This is a genomic window from Erythrobacter litoralis HTCC2594, from assembly GCF_000013005.1.
Lineage (GTDB): Bacteria > Pseudomonadota > Alphaproteobacteria > Sphingomonadales > Sphingomonadaceae > Parerythrobacter > Parerythrobacter litoralis_A.
Map to the genome: position 1 here is coordinate 1005844 of NC_007722.1, position 19710 is coordinate 1025553.

Consider the following 19710-nt stretch of genomic DNA (forward strand, 5'->3'; position numbering starts at 1 on the left):
TCGCTCGCCAATCAGGAGACGAATGCATGGCCGAATACGACTACGACCTCTTCACCATCGGCGGCGGATCGGGCGGCGTGCGCGCCTCCCGCGTCGCGGCCGCCCATGGGGCCAGGGTCGCCATTGCCGAAGAGCACCGCATCGGCGGCACCTGTGTCATCCGCGGCTGTGTGCCCAAGAAGATGCTGGTCTACGGCGCGCATTTCGCGGAGGATCTCGAGGACTGCCAGAAGTTCGGCTGGGAAATCGAAGGCAAGAGCTTCGACTGGATCAAGCTGCGCGACAACGTGCTGGCAGATGTCGACCGGCTCGAGGACGCCTATACCGACACGCTCGAAAGCCACGATGTCGCAATCTTCAAGGAACGCGCCGAGATCACCGGCGACCATGAGATTACGCTCGCCAGCGGTAAGACGGTCACCGCCAAATACATCCTGATCGCCACCGGCGCGCGTCCGCGCCTGCCGGAATGCGCAGGGGTCGAGCACGGCATCACGTCCAACGAGGCCTTCCATCTCGACGAGCTGCCCAAGAAGGTGATCATCGCCGGCGGCGGCTATATCGCCAACGAATTCGCCGGCATCTTCAACGAATTCGGCAGCAAGGTCTGTATCGTCAATCGCGGCGACCAGTTGCTGCGCGGCTATGACGAAGCACTGCGCGATCGCCTGCTCCAAATCTCGGTGATGAAAGGCATTGATTTCGAGTTCAACACCGTCTTCGAATACATCAAGCCATGCGAGGACGGCGGCTATTTCGTGAAGCTGAAGAACAATGACGAAGAGCGCGTCGATCTCGTCATGTTCGCGATCGGCCGCGTGCCGAACACCGAGAAGCTGGGCCTCGACACCGTGGGTGTGGCGCTCGGCGACAATGGCGAAATCAAGGTCGACGAATTCAGCAAGACCAGCGTCAATTACATCTATGCCGTCGGTGACGTGACCGACCGCGTTCAGCTGACTCCGGTGGCGATCCGCGAGGGGCAGGCCTTTGCCGACAGCGTCTTCGGACCGAACGATCCCTATGCCGTCGATCACAGCTGCATTGCGAGCGCGGTGTTCAGCCACCCGCCCATCGCCGCCGTCGGCATGACCGAAGGGGAGGCGAAGAACAAGCTGGGCTCGGTGCGCGTCTACCAGTCGGACTTCCGCCCGATGAAGAACGTGCTCGCCCAGCGCAACGAACGCAGCCTCTTCAAAATGGTCTGCGAAGGCGACAATGATCGCATCGTCGGCATCCACATGATCGCGCCCGACGCGCCCGAGATGATGCAGGCTGCGGCCATTGCGGTGAAGGCCGGGCTGACCAAGGCCGATTTCGATGCGACGACCGCGATCCACCCGACCATGGCCGAAGAGCTGGTGCTGATGAAGTAGTGCGTGACACCCTCATCGAGGTTCCGCTAGCTGCCGAAGAAGCAAGCTACACCATCCTTCTCCAACTGGGAGACGGATGCGCAGGCTTCGCACGCCGTGCGGTAGCCGGAGTGGGATGAGGGAGAGAAGGCATGGCTGGCGCTGTTCTGGTAACCGGCGGCACCGGCTATATCGGCGGTGAGCTGATCAAGCAGTTGCTGGCCAAGGGATGGACGGTGCACACCACCATCCGCGACACGGCCAAGAGCGAGGTGCGGCTGTTCGACCGCTTCGGCCAGCCGCCTGCGGACAAGCTCAAGGTCTTCCAGGCCGAATTGCTGAGCGACGATGGCTGGGCCGAAGCAGTTGCCGGATGCACCCACGTCGCCCACGTCGCTTCGCCGGTTTCCGACACCACGCCGGACGACGAGGACGAGCTGATCGTCCCGGCTCGCGAAGGCACTCTGCGCGCGCGCCGCTTTGCCCGGCAAGCAGGCGTGCAGCGCTTCGTCCATACCAGCTCGATCGCCGCCGTCGCCTATGGTCGCGGGGGCAAGGAATACACCTCCACCGAGGCGGACTGGACCGACGTCAATTCGCCGGACACCACCGCCTATGCCAAGTCCAAGACCATTGCCGAACGCACAGCGCGGGACTGGATCGCGGCGGAGGGCGCCAAAGACGGAAAGAGCACGGAATATGTCTCGATCAATCCCGTGCTGGTGCTCGGCCCGGTCGACAGCAACGACTTCTCCGCCTCGGTCACTCCGGTGACGATGCTGCTGACCGGCAAGGTACCGATGGCACCTGACATTGGCTTCGGCGTGGTCGATCTGCGCGACGTGGCCGACCTGCATGTGCGCTGTCTCGAAGCGCCGGGCATCAATGGCGAGCGCTTCATCGCTTCCGGTAAGTTCATGAAGATGATCGACCTCGCGAATGTCATGCGCAGAGGGCTGACGAAGGAGCAGGCGAAGAAACTGCCCAAGCGGTCAATGCCCGGTTGGGTCGCGAGCCTGTTCATGCTCATCAATCCGCCGTTCCGCTCCGTGAAGAACGAGCTGGGCAGGGTGCGCCATTCGGATGCGAGCCATGCCGAGGAAGTGCTGGGCTGGAAGACGCGGCCCGAGGAAGACAGCATCCTCGATTGCGCGCGCAGCCTGTTCGAACATGGGGTGGTGAAGGTCTAGGTCTGCAACGATCACAATCGGTTGACGCTGCGGCAATGCGCTGGCTAGGCGCAATGCAAACGCACACAGGGGAACTGCATGTCCGCCAATATCGCCGAAATGGAACGTCGCCGCGAAGCTGCCCATCTGGGCGGAGGCCAGAAGCGGATCGATGCGCAGCATGCCAAGGGCAAGCTGACTGCGCGCGAGCGGCTCGATGTGCTGCTGGACGAGGATAGCTTCGAAGAGCTCGATACCTACGTGGAGCATAATTGCGTCGATTTCGGCATGGCGGATCAGAAGATCCCGGGCGACGGCGTGGTCACCGGCAGCGGCACGATCAACGGGCGGCTGGTCTATGTCTTCAGCCAGGACTTCACCGTCTTCGGCGGCTCGCTGTCGAAGCGCCATGCGGAGAAGATCTGCAAGGTGATGGACACCGCGATGAAGGTCGGTGCGCCGGTGATCGGCCTCAACGATTCCGGCGGCGCGCGCATCCAGGAAGGCGTTGCGTCGCTCGGCGGCTATGCCGAAGTGTTCCAGCGCAATGTGCTCGCCAGCGGCGTGGTGCCGCAGATCAGCCTCATCATGGGGCCCTGCGCGGGCGGGGCGGTCTATAGCCCCGCGATGACCGACTTCATCTTCATGGTGGAGGACAGCTCCTATATGTTCGTCACCGGGCCGGAGGTGGTGAAGACCGTCACCAACGAGACCGTGACGCAGGAAGAGCTGGGCGGGGCGAAGACCCACACCACCAAGACTTCGGTCGCAGATAACGCATTCGAAAACGATATCGAAGCGCTGCTGGCGACCCGCAATTTCTTCGATTTCCTGCCGCTCAGCAATCGCGAGCAGGTCCCCGAGCGACCCACGGCGGATCCGTTCGACCGCGAGGAACACAGCCTCGACACGCTGATCCCGGCCAATGCCAACCAGCCTTACGACATGCACGAAGTCATCCGCAAAGTGGTGGACGAAGGCGATTTCTTCGAAGTCCAGCCGGCGCATGCGGCGAACATCCTGTGCGGGTTCGGCCGGGTCGAGGGCCGCACCGTGGGCGTAGTCGCCAACCAGCCGATGGTGCTGGCTGGCGTGCTCGACATCAATTCGTCGAAGAAGGCCGCGCGCTTCGTGCGCTTCTGCGATGCCTTCGAGATCCCGATCCTGACCTTCGTCGACGTCCCCGGCTTCCTGCCCGGAACAGCGCAGGAGCATAACGGCATCATCAAGCACGGCGCAAAACTGCTGTTCGCCTATGCCGAGGCGACCGTGCCCAAGATCACCGTCATCACCCGCAAGGCTTATGGCGGCGCGTACGATGTGATGGCCTCGAAGCACTTGCGCGGCGACTTGAACTACGCCTGGCCCACTGCCGAGATCGCCGTGATGGGCGCCAAGGGCGCGGTGGAGATCATCTTCCGCCAGGACCGCGACGATCCCGACAAGATCGCCGAGAAAACCAAGGAATACGAAGACCGATTCGCCAACCCCTTCGTGGCGGCGAGCCGCGGCTATATCGACGAGGTGATCTACCCGCACTCGACGCGGAAGCGCATCGCGCTGGGGCTAAGGAAACTGCGGACGAAGAGCCTCGAGAACCCTTGGAAGAAGCATGATAATATTCCGTTGTGAGGTGAATTATGAACTGCCGTCACTGTGAGAGCGAATTGGCTGAGCAAGCCAAATTCTGCAGCGAGTGCGGACGAAAAGTCATAGAGGGGACTCCTGCAAGTCGGCGAGAAGCCTTCGCAAAACATGCCCGCTCTGTTCTCGATGAGGGTCGCGTTGCCGCTGGCGACGGCATAGAACTTGCGAAAGAGGGCATCAAAAGTCCAACTGGTAAGAGCGTCGCCGCCTGTGCAGCAATTGGAGCAGCGGCTGGTTCCGCGATCCCTTTGGTCGGGACGATGACGGGTGCAGGTGTTGGCGCTTTTGTGGGACTTTTGAGGAAACTCTAAAATGAAACTCGGTCGTTTGAACCACATCGGCGTTGCTACGCCTTCAATCGCCGACTCCATCGCGCATTATCGCGATGTGATGGGGGCAAGCGATATCACCGAACCGTTCGACCTACCCGAGCAGGGGGTGAAGGTCTGCTTCGTCAACACGCCCACGCATAGCGGTATGGACGGCACGCAGATCGAGCTCATCGAGCCGTATGACGAAAGTTCGCCGATCAACGGCTTCCTCGCCAAGAACCCTGCGGGCGGGCAGCATCATGTCTGTTTCGAAGTGCCCGATATTGAGGCTGCGCGCGCATGGTTCGAAGGGCAGGGTAAACGCATCCTCGGCCCGACCCGCATCGGTGCGCACGGGACGCCGATCTTCTTCGTCCACCCCAAGGATATGATGGGCCAGCTGACGGAGATCATGGAGACGCCGAAAGAGGGGCACTAGGACCTTATTCGTAAAGCAGACCGGCACACCCTCCGTTCGGGCTGAGCCTGTCGAAGCCCAGCCACGGCGTTGCGATATGTGGCTTGTGTTGTGGCTGCCCTTTGACAAGCTCAGGGCGAACGGGTGGGGTGCCAGCTTGCGTCGGATGTCGCGCTGCCCTTGCCACCGCCGCCCAACCTCGCCAGAGACAGTTGCAAATCGCTACGTATGGGAGAGCACGCGTGGATTACGAAACCATCATCGTCGAGCGGGACGGCCCGCTGATGACCATCACCCTCAACCAGCCCGAGCGCCTCAACGCCATGGCCCCGCAAATGGCCGATGAGATCGGCGCGGCGTTCTATGATCTGGGCGCAGGAGAAAATGGGGCGCGCGCGGTGCTGATCACCGGGGCGGGCAAGGGATTCTGCTCGGGCGCGGACCTCTCGGCGCGCGGCGAGCGGAGCGCTCTGGCGATGAATGGCGGCAGTCACCTCGCGCTACAGAACCACTACAATCCCGCAATCAGCCAGGTGCTGCGCGCACCGGTGCCGGTGGTATGCGCGGTCAACGGCCCGGCGGCGGGTGTCGGCTGCTCGCTGGGTCTGGCGGGCGATTTCACCATTGCCGGCAAGAGCGCCTATTTCCTGCAGGCCTTTGTCAATATCGGCCTCGTGCCGGACGGCGGCTCCACATGGCTGCTGACCCGCGCCATCGGTCGCGCCCGCGCCACCCGCATGATGATGCTGGGCGAGAAGATCGGCGGCGAACAGGCCGAGGAATGGGGGTTGGTCTACAAATGCGTCGAGGACGATGCGCTGATGGACGAAGCCCGCGCGTTGGCGGAAAAGCTCGCCAACGGTCCGACGCTGGCGCTCAAGACGATGAAGCAGAATATCGCGCTGGCGATCGACGGCTCGCTGCAGCAGGTGCTGCTCGCCGAGGCGGAGGGCCAGCGCCTGGCCGGTGCCAGCGAAGACGCGGCGGAAGGCGGCAAAGCCTTTCTCGAGAAGCGCAAGGCCCAGTTTAAGGGTCGCTGATGCTGTTCTACGACAGCCCGAACCCGGCGCCCAACCCACGCCGGGTGCGCATTTTCGCTGCCGAGAAAGGCATCGAGCTGCCGAGCAAGCAAGTCTCGATCATCGAGCGCGAGCAGAAATCGGACGCGTACCTCAAGATCAATCCGCGCGGGCAAACCCCGGCGCTGGAAACCGACGATGGCGAGGTCATCACCGAGAGCGTCGCGATCTGTCGCTATCTCGAAGCGCTGCATCCCGATCCTCCGCTGTTCGGCACCACGCCGCTCGAAATCGCGCATATCGAGCAATGGTGTCGCCGAGTCGAAATGATCCTGATGCCGCCCATCGGCGCGGTGTGGGTTCACACGCATCCCTTCACCGCGCGCCTTCCGGGCCGCAATGCCGAATGGGGTGAAGCCAACCGCCTGCGGGTCGAGGACGCCTTCCGTTTCTTCGACACATCGCTGGAAGGGCGTGAATTTCTCGCCACGGATCGCTATACGATGGCCGACATATTACTGGTTACGACGATGGATTTCGCCAAATTCGTGGGTTGCGGAGCGCCCGATGACTGTGCAGCGCTCCACGCCTGGCACGACCATGTAAGCGCGCGGCCAAGCGCCGCTGCTTGAGGCATGAAATCACCTCCGTTGGTATCGAGCGGAGAACGCAGTTCCCTTCGGCTGGCTCCTAAGCAGCCGCTCAGGATAAACTACGTCGAGATGCAATTGCCAAAGGTGTCTCGACTTGGCTCGACACGAACGGGTAAGGGACCCGCATGACTGACAAACCGACCGTTTCCGATTGGGAAGCCCTTGCGGACAAGGAGAGCAAGGGTCGCGACCTCACCTGGGACACGCCCGAGGGCTTCACGATCAAGCCGCTCTATACGGCGGAGGACACCGCTGACCTTGATCCCGGCCTGCCGGGATTCGCGCCTTTCACGCGCGGGGTGAAGGCTTCGATGTATGCCGGGCGGCCGTGGACGATCCGCCAATATGCGGGTTTCTCGACTGCCGAAGAATCCAACGCCTTTTATCGCCGCAATCTCGCGGCGGGCCAGAAGGGCCTCTCGGTAGCCTTCGATCTCGCCACGCACCGCGGCTATGACAGCGACCATCCGCGCGTCGTCGGCGATGTCGGCAAGGCGGGCGTTGCGATTGATACCGTCGCGGACATGGAAATCCTGTTCGACCAGATCCCGCTCGATTCGATGTCGGTCAGCATGACGATGAACGGTGCGGTGATCCCCGTGCTGGCGTTCTACATCGTCGCAGGCGAGCGGCAGGGGGTGAGCGCCGAGCAGCTTTCCGGGACCATCCAGAACGACATCCTCAAGGAGTTCATGGTCCGCAACACCTATATCTATCCGCCCGAACCGAGCATGCGGATCGTTAGCGACATCATCGCCTACACTTCCGCCAACATGCCGAAATTCAACAGCATTTCGATTTCGGGCTATCACATGCACGAGGCCGGGGCGACGGCGGTGCAGGAACTCGCCTTTACCATCGCCGACGGCAAGGAATATGCCGAGCGGGCGATGGCGACCGGGCTCGATATCGACGCCTTTGCGGGCCGACTGAGCTTCTTCTTCGGCATCGGCATGAACTTCTTCATGGAGATCGCCAAGCTGCGCGCGGCGCGCACGCTGTGGTGGAAGGTGATGGACGGGCTGGGCGCCAAGTCCGAACGCTCCAAGATGCTACGAACCCATTGCCAGACATCGGGCGTCAGCTTGCAGGAGCAGGACCCCTACAACAACGTGATCCGCACCACGATCGAAGCAATGGCCGCGACGCTGGGCGGCACGCAGTCGCTGCACACCAACGCGCTCGATGAAGCCATCGCGTTGCCGACCGATTTCTCCGCCCGCATTGCTCGCAATACGCAATTGGTGCTGCAAGAAGAAAGCGGTATCACCAATGTCGTCGATCCGCTCGGCGGCTCTTACTACATCGAAGCGCTGACTGCGAAGCTGGTCGAAGAGGCCGAGGTTATGCTGGAACAGATCGAGGCGGAAGGCGGTATGACCGCCTATGTCGCGACCGGCAAACCCAAGGCCGCCATCGAACGCGCGGCGGCGGAAAAGCAGACTAGCGTCGACAAGGGCGAAACGGTGATCGTTGGCGTCAACAAGTACCGCCGCGATGTCGAGGACGAGATCGACACGCTCGATATCGACAACCACAAGGTCCGGCAGGGCCAGATCGCGCGCCTCAAGCGCGTCCGCGACGAGCGCGACGAGGCGGCATGCCAGGCTGCGCTTGAAGAGCTCACCAAGGGAGGGGCCGGTGGCGGTAACGTGTTGGAGCTGGCTGTCAAAGCCGCGCGCCATGACGCGACCTTGGGCGAAATCTCCAGCGCGATGGAAGAGGTCTTCGGCCGCCACGATGCCACACCCAAGCCCGTCAGCGGCGTGTACAAGAGCGCCTATGAATTCGACCACCGCTGGCAGCAGGTCACCGACGGTGTCGAAGCGGTCGAACGCCGCTTGGGCCGCAAGCCGAGGATCATGGTCGCCAAGATGGGCCAGGACGGCCACGACCGCGGCGCAAATGTGATCGCCAGCGCCTTCGCCGACATGGGCTTCGAAGTCGTCTCCGGCCCGCTGTTCCAGACGCCGAAGGAAGCCATGGCGATGGCGCTGGAAAACGGCGTCGATGCCATCGGTGCCAGCTCGCTCGCAGCGGGGCACAAGACGCTTATCCCGGAACTCATCGACCTGCTCAGGGAAGCGGGCCGCAGCGATATCAAGGTCGTCGCGGGCGGCGTGATACCGCCGCAGGATTACGACTTCCTGCGCGAGGCCGGGGTGCAGGGTATTTACGGCCCGGGAAGCAACGTGGTCGAATGCGGGGCCGACATGCTGCGCCTGCTCGGCCACAACATGCCGCCTGCCGGGGATGAGCTGGACGAGGCGGCGGAGTGAGTCCTGTTCAAATCTCGCCGAGCGGTCATGCGGATGCCGCCATCTTTGCAAGTTGGATGCGGGAAACGGGTGGATTGATTGCCAAGCATTGGGCTTGTGACAGATTTGATCCGATGGGTGATGCCGAGCTGCCGGCCGTAAGCATTCTAGTAGGCGGTGCTGCCCTAGCTGGCTTTTTTCCTGCTGCCGAATACAAGCTAAAGAAGAACACTGCAGAAGGACAAAGACTCGGACGGGCGGATCTATGGTTTGACACGTCCGAGGGTGATCGCTCTTTCGAGTTCAAGTTTTGGCGAAACCAACATTGGGGACTTGAGGATCTCAAAACGACGATGAAATTTGCCATCTCTTGCGCTTCTCAGATTCCGCGCAACGAAGCGAAGCGAATTTTTGCCGGCACTATCGCGCGTATTCACCATGACGGTGCCGAGGATGCTTGCATCAAGCTCGCTGAAGGCATGGACTTTTGCTATCAGTTCTCTGCTGAGGGCTACAAACTATATTTGATCTTCAAGGACGTCACGAGACAAACTCAATGACCCCCATCCGTACCAATTGGAGCCGTGACGAAATCGCGGCCCTGTTCGAACAACCGTTCACCGAGCTGCTATTCCAGGCCGCCACGGTCCACCGCGCCTACCATCCGCCCGAGCAGGTGCAGCTCTGCACACTGCTGTCGATCAAGACCGGCGGGTGCCCGGAGGATTGCGGCTATTGTTCGCAGTCGGTGAAGGCCGATAGCGGCGTCGAAGCGACCAAGCTGATGGACGTCCAGCGCGTGCTGCAATCGGCGGCGCAGGCCAAGGATGCGGGCTCGCAGCGCTTCTGCATGGGCGCGGCGTGGCGCAATCCCAAGGACCGCGACATGCCCGCGATCGTCGAGATCGTGAAGGGCGTGCGCGACATGGGGCTGGAGACCTGCATGACGCTGGGCATGCTGACGCCGAAGCAGGCGGACATGCTCAAGGACGCGGGCCTCGATTACTACAACCACAACGTCGACACCGGGCCGGAATATTACGAGCGCGTAATCTCGACCCGCAATTACCAGGACCGTCTCGACACGCTCCAGAACGTCCGCGATGCCGGGATCAACGTGTGCAGCGGCGGGATCGTCGGCATGGGCGAAACGCGCGAGGACCGCGTGGGCTTCGTCCACACGCTCGCCACGCTCGAACGCCATCCAGAAAGCGTGCCGGTCAATGCGTTGGTGCCGGTCAAGGGCACGGTGCTCGGCGACATGCTGGCCGACACGCCGCTCGCCAAGATCGACGATATCGAATTCGTCCGCACCGTGGCAGTGGCGCGCATCACCATGCCGCTGAGCATGGTGCGGCTGTCCGCAGGACGCGAGAGCATGAGCGAAGCGACGCAGGCGCTGTGTTTCATGGCGGGCGCGAACTCGATCTTCACCGGCGACAAGCTGCTGACGGCAGCCAATGCCGGCGATGACAAGGACGCGGCGCTGTTCGACAAGCTCGGGTTAACAGCCTTGCAAGGTGAAGAACCCTTGCGACGCGCCAAAGATGAAGCAGGGAAGGCGGCGATTCCCGCGGAGTGACTCTCGGGTTCTCAGTACGCGAGCTCCTCCCGCACGCCCGCAATAGCGAGAAACTGAAGATCGGATTGTGTGCGCTGGGGGAGGACGAATGGCTCCAACCGGAGCCTGACCTTGTCACCCGCGCTGCCGCGTTTGCGGCACGACCCGAGGCGATCCAGCTTTCCGACGGGGCGGCTGCTCCCGCAAAGGAACTTGCCGCTCTGCTTGGTGTCTCGGGCGGACTCCTCGAAGCTGCCGGGGCGCACTGGGAGGATATGTGCCTACTCACGCGTCGGCCCGAAGAGGATTTTTACCGGCTTGTCGGTGCGGCTGTCGCGTTCCCGACCGACTGGCGTGTCGCGGACAAGATGGGGTTGCCGCTCGCCGCGATGCATGCGCCCATCCATGGTTATGCCGAGCAACTTGCGACCGGGGTCGATCGCTTTATGGCCAAGCTTAAGCCCGGCGCGCTCTACGGCCGCAGCAACTGGTTCGTCGTTGACAGCAGCGATCTGTGCCACCTGCCGGGAGCGCGCGTGCTATTCGCCGGGGTGACGCCTGAGAACGCAGGCAGACGGCTGTTCGCCCGCTGCGAGCGCCAGACACTGCGCCGCCTGCCGCAAACCGGCGCAATCCTTTTCACGATCGGCGTCTATGTCGAGCCGCTCGAGGCGCTGCCCGCCGACTCTGTCGAATGGCTCGCCGAAGCGGTTCAAGCCATCCCGCCCGGCGAGCGCGAAAGGCGCGGGATAGGGGCTTACCTTCCCGCGCTGATCGGCTATGCGGACCGGCGAAGAGAGGAATTGACGGACTGATGTTCAAGAAAATCCTGATTGCCAATCGCGGCGAGATTGCCTGCCGCGTGATCAAGACTGCCAAACGGATGGGGATTGCCACCGTCGCGGTCTATTCCGATGCCGATGCCCGCGCGCCCTTCGTGAAGATGGCGGACGAGGCCGTCCACATCGGCCCGCCGCCAGCAGCCGAAAGTTACCTGATCGCCGACAAGATCATCGAAGCGGCGAAGCAGACCGGCGCGGAAGCGATCCACCCTGGCTACGGCTTCCTGTCCGAGCGGGCGAGCTTTGTCGAAGCGCTGGAGAAGGAGGGCATCACCTTTATTGGCCCGCCAGCCAACGCGATTGCGGCGATGGGTGACAAGATCGAGTCCAAGAAGCTGGCCAAGAAAGCGGGCGTCAACGTCGTCCCCGGCTTCGTCGGCGAGATCAAAGACACCGATCACGCGGTCGAGATCAGCAACGACATCGGCTATCCGGTGATGATGAAGGCCTCAGCCGGTGGCGGCGGCAAGGGTATGCGGCTCGCTTATAGCGAGAAGGATGTGCGCGAGGGCTTCGAAGCGACCAAGCGCGAAGGCCTCAATTCCTTCGGTGATGACCGCGTTTTCATAGAGAAGTTCATCGAAGATCCGCGCCATATCGAAATCCAGATCCTCGGCGACAAGCACGGCAATATCCTGTATCTGAACGAGCGCGAATGTTCGATCCAGCGGCGTCATCAGAAGGTCGTCGAGGAGGCACCTTCGCCTTTCGTTACGCCCAAGATGCGCAAAGCCATGGGTGAGCAGTGCGTCGCCCTCTCGCGCGCAGTCGACTATCACTCGGCAGGCACGGTCGAGCTGATCGTCAGCGGTGCGGACGAGACCGGTGAGAGTTTCTATTTTCTCGAAATGAACACCCGCCTGCAGGTCGAGCATCCGGTGACCGAAGCGATCACCGGTATCGACCTCGTCGAGCAGATGATCCGCGTCGCGGCCGGCGAGAAGCTGGAGATGACGCAGGACGATATCGGCATCGACGGCTGGGCGATCGAGAACCGCGTCTATGCCGAAGATCCCTATCGCGGGTTTCTGCCTTCGACCGGACGACTGATCGAATACCAGCCACCGCTCGAAGGCTGGACCGACGATGGCGCGGCCAACGGACGACGCGGTGTCGACGGGGTGCGCGTCGATGACGGCGTCTATGAAGGCGGCGAGGTCTCGATGTTCTACGACCCCATGATCGCGAAGCTGGTCACCTGGGGCGAAACGCGCGACGAAGCGGCGGACCTTCAAATCCAGGCACTAGATGCTTTCCGGATTGTCGGCCTCGGCCACAATGTCGATTTCCTCAGCGCGATCATGCAGCATGAGCGCTTTCGTTCGGGCGAACTGACCACGGGCTTCATCGCCGAGGAATACCCCGAGGGTTTCGAAGGCGCGCCAGCCTCGGACGAGTTGTTGCGCGGGCTCGCGGCTGTCGGTGGCGTGATCGCCACGGCCGATGCCGACCGTGCGCGACGGATCGACCAGCAGCTGGCCGACGAGATGTACGCACCAGGCGACTGGGCGATCCGGATCGGTCGGACCGAGGCCGATGCCAAACACTACCAGGTACGACTGGAAGAAGACGCGATCCTCGTCGATGGCGAGCCTGTAGAGGTGAGCTTCGATTACACGCCGGGCGAGCGCATGGTCGATGTCGAGCTCGGGGATGATGTCCTGACTTTGCAGCTTGCGCCGACCCGGACGGGCTATGCGATCACCACGCGCGGCGGGACGCACCACCTGCGCATCCTGCCGCAGCGCGTGGCGCATCTCGCCGGCCATATGATCGAGAAGGAGCCGCCCGATCTTTCCAAGCTGCTCATCTGCCCGATGCCCGGACTGCTGGTGAAACTGCATGTCGGCGAAGGCGAAGAGGTCCAGCCCGGCCAGCCGCTCGCGACCGTTGAAGCGATGAAGATGGAAAACATCCTTCGCGCCGAAAAACAGGCGACGGTGGCCAAGGTCAACGCTGGGGAAGGCGATAGCCTCGCCGTGGATGCGGTGATCTTGGAGCTGGAATAGCATGTCCGGCGTCGCCGGATGGAAGGCGGTTAATCCGCTCTGGTCGGCTGTCGACGACATGATCGGCGAGGCTTTGCTCGAAGACGGTCCAGTCCTCGCCGACTGTGCAGCGCGCAATGCCGAGCGCGGTCTTCCCGACATCGCCGTTTCGCCCGCTCAAGGACGCTTCCTGCAAATGGTGTGCGAAATCATGGGCGCTCGGCGCGCGCTTGAGATCGGGACGCTAGGCGGCTTTTCGACCCTTTTCCTCGCCCGCGGCGTCGGTGAGACCGGTCGCGTGGTGACCCTTGAGGCGAAGAAAACCTACGCCAGTGTCGCGCGGAAGAACTTCGATGAGTCGGGCATCGGAGATCGCATCGAGATGAAAGTGGCTGCAGCTCTGGAATCGCTCGCAACGCTTGAAGGCCCTTTCGATCTGACGTTCATCGATGCCGACAAGCCCAACAACGTCAACTATGTCGAACACGCCCTGCGACTCTCGCGGCCAGGCGCGCTGATTATCGTCGACAACGTGGTCCGCGAGGGGAACATTCTCGAGCCGGACGAAGACGATGAATCGGCCAAGGGCACCCGCGCGCTGTACGAACATGTGAACAATCATCCGCGCCTCGAGGCTACGGCGCTGCAAACCGTCGGGGCCAAGGGCTGGGACGGGATGATGTTCCTCAGAGTGAGAGACTGATGCACCTGACCCACGCGCCCGATGCACCGGCAGCCGACCAGATCGACTTCGACCATTTTCTCGGCGTCGATATTCGCATCGGAACGATCGTGGCAGCCGAGGATTTTCCGGAAGCCCGCAAGCCAAGTTACAAGTTACGGATCGATTTCGGGCCCGCGATCGGTGAGAAGAAGAGCTGCGCGCAGATTGCTGCCAATTACCACCTCGACGAGTTGCCCGGCCGCCAGGTCGCGGCAGTCGTCAATTTCCCGCCCCGGCAGATCGGTCCGACCATGTCCGAAGTGCTGACGCTGGGATTTGCCGACTCGGATAGTGAAGTCGTGCTTTTTGCTCCCGATGTTCGTGTTCCCAACGGGTCGAGGCTATTTTAGATTAACCTCGCTACGCCATGAAAAAACGAAAGAATCTTGTTCTGTGCACAACGGTCAGGACAGGTTTCGACAATTGCTGTATTCTATTCCCGCGAATGTAAGAAAAGATCGGTCGCGTTGGGCGTTGAGTGGAGCGAACGATGGCGAAGAAGGGCACAGCGTTTTTCGATAACAAGGGGCAATTCTTCCGGACTCCGGAAGAAGCGTCCCTGAGCGATCTTGCCGCCTTGCTGGGCAAAATCGGCGATGGCGAAAGCCTCGCACCGGGGATAGCCTTCATGCTGTTGGACAAACGCAAAGAGATCGAGGCAATTTTCAACGAGCACGACGAAATGAAGCGCGAGGAAGCCGAAGCTGTAAAGGCTTCGCTCGAAGCGGCAAACGTCACAGAATTGCCTAGCGCCCGCCCGCCGAAGGTCGGCTAGATAGTCAAGCGCAGCAGCGGCAACGCCCGACCCGGTATGGATCTGGAGACGACCTCGCCGATGCGTTTTGCCCCCATGCGCTCATAGAACGGTACTGCGTCGGGATCGGCGGCAATCGCCATGCTTTCTATGCCGGCTTCGGTGCACGATGTTCTCGCCGCGTCGAACAAAATTCTCCCGACACCTTGGCCCATCGCCTCGGGATCGACGAATAGCTTCTCCAGTTCACAGGTATCGCCATCGCGAGACACTTCGACGAACCCGACGATGGCGCCATCCTTCTCCGCGATCCGAGCGAAGTTCTCTGCCAGCTTGTCCGGTCGGACCGTCAGCTCGTCTGTGCAGTCTTCCATGAAAGCAGCGTCGTAGCCCCAGTGCGCTTTGGACCTCAGGCAAAGCGCGGTGATCTCGGTGCTCTCACCAGCGAGCGGCGCGCGTAGCCGCCACTCGCTCATTTCTCGATCATCGCAACCGCGCGGATCCAGCCCGCGCTGGCGCGTTCGATCTTCACCGGAAAGCAGCTGAAGGTGAAACCGTGACTCGGCAGCGCCGCGAGATTGGTCAGCTTCTCGATCTGGTAATACGGGCGGATGCGACCGGCCTTGTGGCCTTCCCAGATGATGGCCGGATCGCGATTCTCTGCCCATCGCTTGGCGGTATGGCTGAACGGCGCGTCCCAGCTCCAAGCATCCGTGCCGACGACTTCGACCCCGCGCTCGGTCAGCCACAAAGTCGCTTCTGCGCCGAGACCGACTCCCTGGTCGGTGAAGTTTTCTGTTCCATAGACCGCACCAGACTGCACAAGCACGATATCGAGCGGTTGCAGGTCGTACTCGATCTTCTCGAAAGCCTCCTCGACTTCGCTGGCCGTCACCACATGGCCGTGCGGCAGGTGCGAGAAATCGAGCTTCACACCTGGCCGGAAGAAGCGATCGAGCGGCGCTTCATCGATGCTGGGGGCAGGGGCGGCACCACTGTCGGTGGTCGAATGGTAGTGCCACGGCGCATCCATATGTGTGCCGTTATGCGTGCTCAATTCCAGCATCTCGACCGCCCAGCCTTCGCCATCGGGCAAGTCGTCCTTTTCGAGGCCGGGGAAGAACATGGCGATCTGCTGCCACGTGTCCTCGTGGGTCATGTAGGTAATCTTGGGACGCATGACTTCAGGGTCGGAAATCACGTCATTGGTGATAGGAATCGAGAGGTCGATGAATTCGGTCATGCTGCGCACAATCGCCCGCAGCATGGCCCCGCGTCAATGTGCTTGCAGTTGCTCATCGAGAAAAGCGGCGACGTCTTTCAGATCGACGTCCTTCGCAAGATATGCTGCACCGATGCTGCGCAGCAAGAGGAAGGGCAGGGTGCCCGCATCCATCTTCTTGTCGTGCAGCATGTGAGTGACGAGTTCGGCACCATCTGTATCCATGTCGAGCGCCGCTATCTCGGAGGGCAAGCCGGCGCCCTCGACGGCTCTTGTGATAAGCGAAGCATCGCTATCGCCGAGATCTCCGCGGCGGGCCGAGTAGCGTGCGGCAAGCACCATGCCTGCCGCCACGCCTTCGCCATGCAGCAATCTGTCGGAAAAGCCCATCTGGGCTTCCAGCGCGTGCCCGAACGTATGACCGAGATTAAGCAGCGCCCTTGCGCCGGTCGTCTCGCGCTCGTCTTCGGCAACGATCCGGGCCTTGGCTGCGACACTGGTGGCGACGGCATATTCCAGCGCCTCGGGATCGCGCGCCAGAACCTGCGATCCGTTGTGCTGCAGCCAGTCGAAAAACGCCCGGTCGCCCAACACGCCGTACTTGAGCACCTCGGCATAGCCTGAACGCATTTCGCGTTCGGGCAAGGTGTCGAGAGTCGCAAGGTCGGCCAACACAAGCGATGGTTGGTGAAATGCGCCGATCAGGTTTTTTCCTGTCGAACTATTGATCGCCGTCTTGCCGCCGACAGAACTGTCGACCTGAGCCAGCAAGGTCGTGGGAATTTGTATGAAGCCGCAGCCGCGCTTCAGGATCGCACAGGCGAAGCCGGTCAGGTCGCCGACGACTCCGCCGCCGAGCGCGAACACATGGTTGCCGCGCTCAACCTCCTGCTCCAGCAACCAATCGGTCAGTCGCTGCAGGCTCGCCCAGCTTTTTGAGCCCTCGCCGGGTGGCACTTCGTAGAGAGCGATGGCCCAGCCGGCAGAATGCGCCGCCTGCGAGAAACGTTCGCCGTGATGACGCCATGCGTTCGTGTCAGCGACGACTACGAGGCGCGATTTTCGCACAAAGGGCGCGGCCAGCGACCCGAGCCGATCGATCACGTCGCGTCCGACGTGGACTTGGTATCCGCGCCCTGCCAGTTCGACCGGAATCACAGCCATCGGTCGATTGCCTCCAGGATTTGCGTTGCGGTCCGCAAGTGCGGTCCGTCACCGCTGCTTACCCGGATCGGAGCCTGCGAATAGAACTTCTCGCGCTCACGATGAAGACGGGCCAGGATCTCCTCGGGATCGCCCTGACGGAGAAGTGGCCGGGTATCGCGGCGACCGGTTCGTTCGACCAGCGTGGGTATGTCGCAATCGATCCACACGGCGATCCCCTGGTCGAGGATCAGCGCGCGGGTTTCGGCGTTGACGAAGGCACCGCCGCCGGTCGCAATAACGCCGTGACCCTCTCCCATAAGACGCGCGATAACCCTCCGCTCTCCGTCACGAAAATAGTCCTCGCCAAAGGCACTGAAGATTTCCGAGATCGACATTTGCGCTGCCTCTTCGATCTCGTCGTCGGCATCGATGAAATCGCGCTGCATAAGCTTGGCCAGCCGCCGACCGACCGTCGATTTGCCTACCCCCATCAGTCCGACCAATACCACCGGCCGCGTGACCCGGTGGGCCATGGCGGCAATAGCGCCGTCGCCGGGGGAGGATGCGTCGTGATGCATTGCCGCTGGGCCTAGAGATGGGCTAGGGCGAAAGCAATAAAGGCTAACTATTGCAGGAAACGGGTTTGGCTATGCGTCGACGGCGGTGGGGCACGGGCTTTTTGCTTGTGCTGATAATCGTGATCGGCGCGCTGTGGTGGCATGGCGGTCGCGAACCGCTGCGCCCGATCGAACAGCAAATCCCGGTCCCGGAGGGTTTGGAATGAAGCGCGTTACGGTGTGTGGGCTGCTGGCGGGTGTGGGGGCGCTGGCCCTGTCCATGACCATGGTCGAAGCGCAGGCGGCACCGGAATCGCTGCTGCCACCCGGATTCGACGATCCCGCCCCCGCGCCCACGCCGACCCCGCGACCGACGGCCACCCAGCGTCCATCCACGCCAGTGACGCCGTCGCAGCCGTCTGCGCCTTCGGCTACGGGCAGCGCGGTCGTACAACCGATACCGGAGGGCGGAGAGAGGCCAGCAGCGCCGTCCATGCCATCGGGCCTGCCATCATTGGCAGAGCTGGAAGACCTCGACCCCGACGAACTGGACGAATTGCTCGGCCTCAAGCCGAAATTCGACATCCCTCCCGCTGCACGGCGGTCGATGGAGCGGGTCGGACTGCTCGACCGGAGCGAGGGTGGCCTTCCGGAGGCCGCGCTGGCCCGCCAGCCTGCATCGTTGGTGCGGGCGGCACTCGAAGGCACCAGGGGGCCACTGGTGTCGCGCTGGGGGCACATATTGCTGCGCCGCGCGCTCGCCAGTCGCCTGCAAGCGCCTGACGGCATGTCGCCCATCGAATTCGCCGGATTGCGCGCGCAGGTCCTGGCGCGGATGGGAGAATACGAGGCCGCACGCGGTATCAGCCAGGACGTCGATACCGGCAACTGGAACGCGACTCTCGCCGATGCGGCAGTCACCTCCTACGTTGCCACCGGCGACCTCATCGGCGCGTGTCCGCTCGCGCGTTTCCGCGCCGACTTGCGGGAAGGCACGCAGTGGGAAATGATCCGATCCATCTGCAACGCGTTCGCCGGCGAGACCGCGCGTGCTCGTTCCAATCTTATCCGCATGCGACGCGGCGACGATACAGCCAATATCGATGTCCTTCTGGCGCAGCGCTATGCCGGCGCGGCGGGGCGCGGGCGAAGCGCCGTGAATCTCGAATGGGACGGTGTGGAGGAACTCACCCCGTGGCGGTACGGGCTTGCAACCGCGCTCGGGGCGGAAATCCCGGAAAGCCTGACCGACGATCTCGAACCGTACTACCAGCGCGTTTCTGCCCGACTGCCGATGCTGCCGCTGTCGCAGCGGCTTCCCGGTGCGGAACGGGCCGCGCGCGAGGGGATTCTCTCGTCGTCGGCGCTCATCGACCTCTATTCCCGCTATTATGCCGAGTCCGGTCTCGAAGGCGACTTCGGCCAGCGCGCGGGTCAACTGCGCGACGGATATGTGGGCGCCGAGCCAGCGATCCGCCTACAGGCCATTCGATCGGTCTGGGGCACGGGCGACAATCCCGACTATGCGCGCAAGGTCCTGACGGCCTATGCCGCGGCGCGGATTCCGGCGAACAAGGATTTCGCCGAAGATGCCGCCGGGCTCATTGCGGCCATGCTGTCGGCAGGGCTCGATCGCGACGCTCTCGAGTGGGGAACCGTGGTTCCGGAAGGCAGCGAGGCGTGGGCGCTGCTGGTGCTCGCGCAGCCCAATCGTGGCTCGCCCGTCGATGATGGCGCGCTGGACAGTTTCGTCGGGGACGACGGTAGCGACGAGCAGCGCAAGTCGGCTTTCCTCGTCGCGGGCCTCGCCGGATTGGATCGCATCGATGCCTCGACGCGCGACGATTACAACCAGTCGCTGCGCCTTGACCTTGGCCGCCAAAGCAACTGGAGCAGGTTGATCAGCCAGGCGGGCGACGCGCAGAACCAGGCGCTTGTCGCGCTGCTTGCCGGGGTCGGAATGCAGGGCGAAGGCTGGCAGCGCATGACACCGCGTCACCTCTTCCATATCGTCCGCGCTCTCGACCGAGCAGGACTTTCCGCCGAAGCACGGATGATCGCCGCGGAGGCGGTCGCGAGGGCCTGA

20 protein-coding genes are annotated in these 19710 nt (G+C 62.5%); 16 read left to right on the forward strand and 4 right to left on the reverse strand.

The features are described from left to right. Nucleotides 1-26 precede the first annotated feature (26 nt). The 14 genes from gorA to EL2594_RS04880 all read left to right on the forward strand — a co-directional run bounded on the left by gorA (nt 27) and on the right by EL2594_RS04880 (nt 14720). Nucleotides 27-1376, forward strand: coding sequence for a glutathione-disulfide reductase (gorA, locus tag EL2594_RS04815; protein WP_011413904.1), 1350 nt, complete (start codon nt 27-29; stop codon nt 1374-1376). 131 nt (nt 1377-1507) lie between these two features. Continuing rightward, nucleotides 1508-2545: an NAD-dependent epimerase/dehydratase family protein gene (locus tag EL2594_RS04820; RefSeq protein ID WP_011413905.1), complete on the forward strand. Its 1038-nt coding sequence runs from the start codon at nt 1508-1510 to the stop codon at nt 2543-2545. 78 nt (nt 2546-2623) lie between these two features. Further along, on the forward strand, nt 2624-4156 hold the full coding sequence (locus tag EL2594_RS04825) for an acyl-CoA carboxylase subunit beta (protein WP_011413906.1): 1533 nt from the start codon (nt 2624-2626) through the stop codon (nt 4154-4156). A gap of 327 nt (nt 4157-4483) precedes the next feature. Then, nucleotides 4484-4921 carry a methylmalonyl-CoA epimerase gene (gene mce, locus EL2594_RS04830; protein ID WP_011413907.1) on the forward strand — a complete coding sequence of 146 codons (438 nt, stop codon included), beginning with the start codon at nt 4484-4486 and terminating at the stop codon, nt 4919-4921. 221 nt (nt 4922-5142) lie between these two features. Beyond that, nucleotides 5143-5940: an enoyl-CoA hydratase-related protein gene (locus EL2594_RS04835; RefSeq protein WP_011413908.1), complete on the forward strand. Its 798-nt coding sequence runs from the start codon at nt 5143-5145 to the stop codon at nt 5938-5940. Then, entirely contained in the window at nt 5940-6551 is a 612-nt protein-coding gene (locus tag EL2594_RS04840; protein WP_011413909.1) for a glutathione S-transferase family protein, read from the forward strand. Before EL2594_RS04835 ends, EL2594_RS04840 begins: the two co-directional genes overlap by 1 nt. Before the next feature lie 146 nt (nt 6552-6697). Further along, nucleotides 6698-8851, forward strand: coding sequence for a methylmalonyl-CoA mutase (gene scpA, locus EL2594_RS04845; RefSeq protein ID WP_011413910.1), 2154 nt, complete (start codon nt 6698-6700; stop codon nt 8849-8851). Beyond that, nucleotides 8848-9390, forward strand: a complete 543-nt coding sequence (locus tag EL2594_RS04850) for a hypothetical protein (protein WP_233994314.1) — start codon at nt 8848-8850, stop codon at nt 9388-9390. The genes scpA and EL2594_RS04850 overlap by 4 nt, the downstream gene beginning before the upstream one ends. Further along, the gene (gene bioB, locus EL2594_RS04855) at nt 9387-10412 is read left to right on the forward strand and encodes a biotin synthase BioB (RefSeq protein WP_011413912.1); all 1026 of its coding nucleotides are present in this window, start codon (nt 9387-9389) and stop codon (nt 10410-10412) included. The genes EL2594_RS04850 and bioB overlap by 4 nt, the downstream gene beginning before the upstream one ends. After that, entirely contained in the window at nt 10409-11206 is a 798-nt protein-coding gene (locus EL2594_RS04860) for a heme-dependent oxidative N-demethylase family protein (protein ID WP_041685079.1), read from the forward strand. The genes bioB and EL2594_RS04860 overlap by 4 nt, the downstream gene beginning before the upstream one ends. Beyond that, on the forward strand, nt 11206-13242 hold the full coding sequence (locus EL2594_RS04865) for an acetyl-CoA carboxylase biotin carboxylase subunit (RefSeq protein ID WP_011413915.1): 2037 nt from the start codon (nt 11206-11208) through the stop codon (nt 13240-13242). The genes EL2594_RS04860 and EL2594_RS04865 overlap by 1 nt, the downstream gene beginning before the upstream one ends. A 1-nt stretch (nt 13243) precedes the next feature. Then, nucleotides 13244-13924 (forward strand): O-methyltransferase, encoded by a 681-nt coding sequence (locus EL2594_RS04870; RefSeq protein ID WP_011413916.1) that lies wholly within the window; start codon nt 13244-13246, stop codon nt 13922-13924. Further along, nucleotides 13924-14295: a tRNA-binding protein gene (locus EL2594_RS04875; protein WP_011413917.1), complete on the forward strand. Its 372-nt coding sequence runs from the start codon at nt 13924-13926 to the stop codon at nt 14293-14295. Before EL2594_RS04870 ends, EL2594_RS04875 begins: the two co-directional genes overlap by 1 nt. 140 nt (nt 14296-14435) lie before the next feature. Beyond that, the gene (locus tag EL2594_RS04880; RefSeq protein WP_011413918.1) at nt 14436-14720 is read left to right on the forward strand and encodes a hypothetical protein; all 285 of its coding nucleotides are present in this window, start codon (nt 14436-14438) and stop codon (nt 14718-14720) included. Here the strand turns inward: EL2594_RS04880 and EL2594_RS04885 are convergent. From EL2594_RS04885 to EL2594_RS04900, 4 genes are read right to left on the reverse strand one after another with little or no spacing between them, the layout of a single operon-like run. Beyond that, nucleotides 14717-15175 (reverse strand): GNAT family N-acetyltransferase, encoded by a 459-nt coding sequence (locus EL2594_RS04885; protein ID WP_011413919.1) that lies wholly within the window; start codon nt 15173-15175, stop codon nt 14717-14719. The genes EL2594_RS04880 and EL2594_RS04885 overlap by 4 nt on opposite strands. After that, nucleotides 15172-15942 (reverse strand): cyclase family protein, encoded by a 771-nt coding sequence (locus EL2594_RS04890; protein ID WP_041685687.1) that lies wholly within the window; start codon nt 15940-15942, stop codon nt 15172-15174. Before EL2594_RS04890 ends, EL2594_RS04885 begins: the two co-directional genes overlap by 4 nt. Nucleotides 15943-15975: 33 nt before the next feature. Beyond that, a complete protein-coding gene (aroB, locus tag EL2594_RS04895) occupies nt 15976-17085 on the reverse strand; it encodes a 3-dehydroquinate synthase (RefSeq protein WP_011413921.1) in 1110 nt (369 codons plus the stop codon). Further along, nucleotides 17076-17645, reverse strand: a complete 570-nt coding sequence (locus tag EL2594_RS04900) for a shikimate kinase (protein ID WP_011413922.1) — start codon at nt 17643-17645, stop codon at nt 17076-17078. Before EL2594_RS04900 ends, aroB begins: the two co-directional genes overlap by 10 nt. A 71-nt stretch (nt 17646-17716) precedes the next feature. On the opposite strand from EL2594_RS04900, the gene EL2594_RS15740 reads away from it, so the two are divergent. Together EL2594_RS15740 and EL2594_RS04905 are read left to right on the forward strand one after the other, a co-directional pair. Next, entirely contained in the window at nt 17717-17851 is a 135-nt protein-coding gene (locus EL2594_RS15740; RefSeq protein WP_011413923.1) for a hypothetical protein, read from the forward strand. Then, complete coding sequence (locus EL2594_RS04905; protein ID WP_041685082.1) at nt 17848-19710, forward strand: hypothetical protein; 1863 nt, start codon at nt 17848-17850, stop codon at nt 19708-19710. The genes EL2594_RS15740 and EL2594_RS04905 overlap by 4 nt, the downstream gene beginning before the upstream one ends.

Bases quoted from the DNA above. Each gene is read 5' to 3' on its own strand.
- EL2594_RS04905 (WP_041685082.1), top strand. From the start codon at position 17,848: ATGAAGCGCGTTACGGTGTGTGGGCTGCTGGCGGGTGTGGGGGCGCTG.
- EL2594_RS04820 (WP_011413905.1), top strand. From the start codon at position 1,508: ATGGCTGGCGCTGTTCTGGTAACCGGCGGCACCGGCTATATCGGCGGT.
- scpA (WP_011413910.1), top strand. From the start codon at position 6,698: ATGACTGACAAACCGACCGTTTCCGATTGGGAAGCCCTTGCGGACAAG.
- EL2594_RS15740 (WP_011413923.1), top strand. From the start codon at position 17,717: ATGCGTCGACGGCGGTGGGGCACGGGCTTTTTGCTTGTGCTGATAATC.
- EL2594_RS04865 (WP_011413915.1), top strand. From the start codon at position 11,206: ATGTTCAAGAAAATCCTGATTGCCAATCGCGGCGAGATTGCCTGCCGC.
- EL2594_RS04875 (WP_011413917.1), top strand. From the start codon at position 13,924: ATGCACCTGACCCACGCGCCCGATGCACCGGCAGCCGACCAGATCGAC.
- EL2594_RS04900 (WP_011413922.1), bottom strand. From the start codon at position 17,645: ATGCATCACGACGCATCCTCCCCCGGCGACGGCGCTATTGCCGCCATG.
- bioB (WP_011413912.1), top strand. From the start codon at position 9,387: ATGACCCCCATCCGTACCAATTGGAGCCGTGACGAAATCGCGGCCCTG.
- EL2594_RS04885 (WP_011413919.1), bottom strand. From the start codon at position 15,175: ATGAGCGAGTGGCGGCTACGCGCGCCGCTCGCTGGTGAGAGCACCGAG.
- mce (WP_011413907.1), top strand. From the start codon at position 4,484: ATGAAACTCGGTCGTTTGAACCACATCGGCGTTGCTACGCCTTCAATC.
- EL2594_RS04880 (WP_011413918.1), top strand. From the start codon at position 14,436: ATGGCGAAGAAGGGCACAGCGTTTTTCGATAACAAGGGGCAATTCTTC.
- gorA (WP_011413904.1), top strand. From the start codon at position 27: ATGGCCGAATACGACTACGACCTCTTCACCATCGGCGGCGGATCGGGC.
- EL2594_RS04840 (WP_011413909.1), top strand. From the start codon at position 5,940: ATGCTGTTCTACGACAGCCCGAACCCGGCGCCCAACCCACGCCGGGTG.
- aroB (WP_011413921.1), bottom strand. From the start codon at position 17,085: ATGGCTGTGATTCCGGTCGAACTGGCAGGGCGCGGATACCAAGTCCAC.
- EL2594_RS04870 (WP_011413916.1), top strand. From the start codon at position 13,244: ATGTCCGGCGTCGCCGGATGGAAGGCGGTTAATCCGCTCTGGTCGGCT.
- EL2594_RS04890 (WP_041685687.1), bottom strand. From the start codon at position 15,942: ATGACCGAATTCATCGACCTCTCGATTCCTATCACCAATGACGTGATT.
- EL2594_RS04825 (WP_011413906.1), top strand. From the start codon at position 2,624: ATGTCCGCCAATATCGCCGAAATGGAACGTCGCCGCGAAGCTGCCCAT.